1 protein-coding gene is annotated in these 2,043 nt (G+C 34.7%); it reads right to left on the reverse strand.

Annotation, left to right across the window (positions count from 1 at the left end):
* Positions 1-321: 321 nt before the first annotated feature.
* Positions 322-1,815, reverse strand: coding sequence for a plasmid pRiA4b ORF-3 family protein (locus tag ACYQ35_RS11695; RefSeq protein WP_459833770.1), 1,494 nt, complete (start codon positions 1,813-1,815; stop codon positions 322-324).
* Positions 1,816-2,043: the final 228 nt, after the last annotated feature.

Here is a 2,043-nt window from a genome sequence, read left to right on the forward strand (position 1 = left end):
GCCACGAAAAAATGGACAGTAACGATCCGGAACTGGGCACAGGTCTATGGTGAACTGAGCATTATGTATGAGGGACGCTTACCCGAATAATAAAAAAGGTCAAAAAGACGGGCGGATTTCCCGCCTGCTATTGACATGCAATTTTGTAGCTGTTATATATAAGACAAAGGCGAAAAGCTGATTTTACTCAAGCCTTTCGCCTATCATTATCATAGAAGATCTTATTTACAGACTTTTCTTCATAGTCTCCGTGAAAGTCTAACTTTGAGGGGTCACCTCAAATGAAACCTCATCAGTGCCTCTTTGTTTTTATATATTTTTTTACCGATTATTTCCCGGAAATGCAATAATATTACTTTTCGGCTTTTCTACAATAGTTTCCTCTATCATATGTCCACGCCTTGTCACCATATTTGTATGACTCCAAACATTATTAATTCTCGTCAACAACTGTTTTTTTAACCTGCTGTCCTCCACCACATATTCAAAATCCATGAACCCCATTTCCAATACATCTACGACATCTTGAAGCATTCCTCCGATACGAATAATCATCTGAATCGTACAGCAAAGAATTTCTGCGTCCTGTTCATCTTCCCCCTCTTTCATAAAAAATTTTTTCAACTGAATCATATATTTATTAAATGGAAGATAACCCTTCATTTCCAAATGTTCGATTTCTTCTTTAGTTGGCTCATAAAACGAATATTTCGCCTGCTTTTTCCGAAGTTCGCTGTACATACTTCTCTCCCAATACGGATTTAAAATCAGTTCATCTTTATACACCGTAAATAACTTCTTATTTTTCGGAACATTTTCGCAAAACTCTATCACTTCAATTATACTCTTCTCTGCTCCACCATCTCGCACATATAGTTCTATCGCTTTATTGATGGGGCATATCCCATATAATTCTGCTGCGACATTCAAATACATTAACAACTGGCTATTCATATTTAGATTTTCTTTCCAAACATCATCGCAGTTTTTCAAGTAGGCTTCCCGTACCTCTTTGGGTATATAAATAATCTTACCATTCCAACCGCTCTTACACCCGGCATATGCACCTTCCAAAAGATACTTATATAGGTAATTGTCCGGAGTAATATAAATCTGACTTTCATCTGAATCTAATAACTTCAACTCATCTTCATTTAAAAATGAAAAATATCTTCGCATTACATTTACATCAAAAAGTTCACGACATAAAAAATCTATCATTTCTTCTTTTCTATATTGCGAATACCCATGTAAACGATGAATTTTTGCAATTTCCACTAAATCATTTTTCTTAAACTGACTTAAAATTTCATGCAGTGTAATATCGTTGTTTTCGCTATTCTTTCGGAAATTCAGCACAATTTCTCTCAATTCTTCATTAATTTCTTCCAAATCATATGGCTCAGTAGAACGATAACACCCAACTCCACCACAATCTTCGGGCGGGTTTCCCCCTTTGTATTGTAATACTTCGGCGTAATTTTTAGCGTAATCTTCAATTTCTTTCTCAACAATAATACTATGCTCCCAATTGTCACCAAAGTCATATATATACTCAAACTCTTTTTCTAAAGTCAAAAATCGATCTATCGTCGTTTCTTTCACAGAAAAAATCTCTTGCTCTTCAAAATCATCTTCAATGCTAATTCCTAAGCAAGGAAATTCAAAACAATATAAATGTTCTCCACTCCAACCCATAACTATATTTATTATATTTTTCAATCCTTCAAATGTAATTCCTGCCGGCACAGTTACTTTTCTCCAAATAACAGGAGAAGCTTCTCTAAGTTTTATTTTTAACTGATACGCTTTCATTTATAGTACCTCCATACCGAATATCTTCTGTATTACTTTAGTTTAACACAATGAAATACTATCAGATAGTTATTTTTTTCAAATTTACGATTTTTACCTCCATAGATTTTTATACTAACTCTCTTGGTGTCGGGTTGTAACCGTTGTTCTTTATACCCCGCAACCTATAAAAAAGGGTAGAAAAATAGCGCCCCATGTGTGCTTGGTGTACCTCCTCGTATTATAAAG

This window comes from Faecalimonas hominis (genome assembly GCF_054660755.1).

Coding starts and splice junctions, on each gene's coding strand:
- ACYQ35_RS11695 (WP_459833770.1), bottom strand. CDS start 1,815: ATGAAAGCGTATCAGTTAAAAATAAAACTTAGAGAAGCTTCTCCTGTT.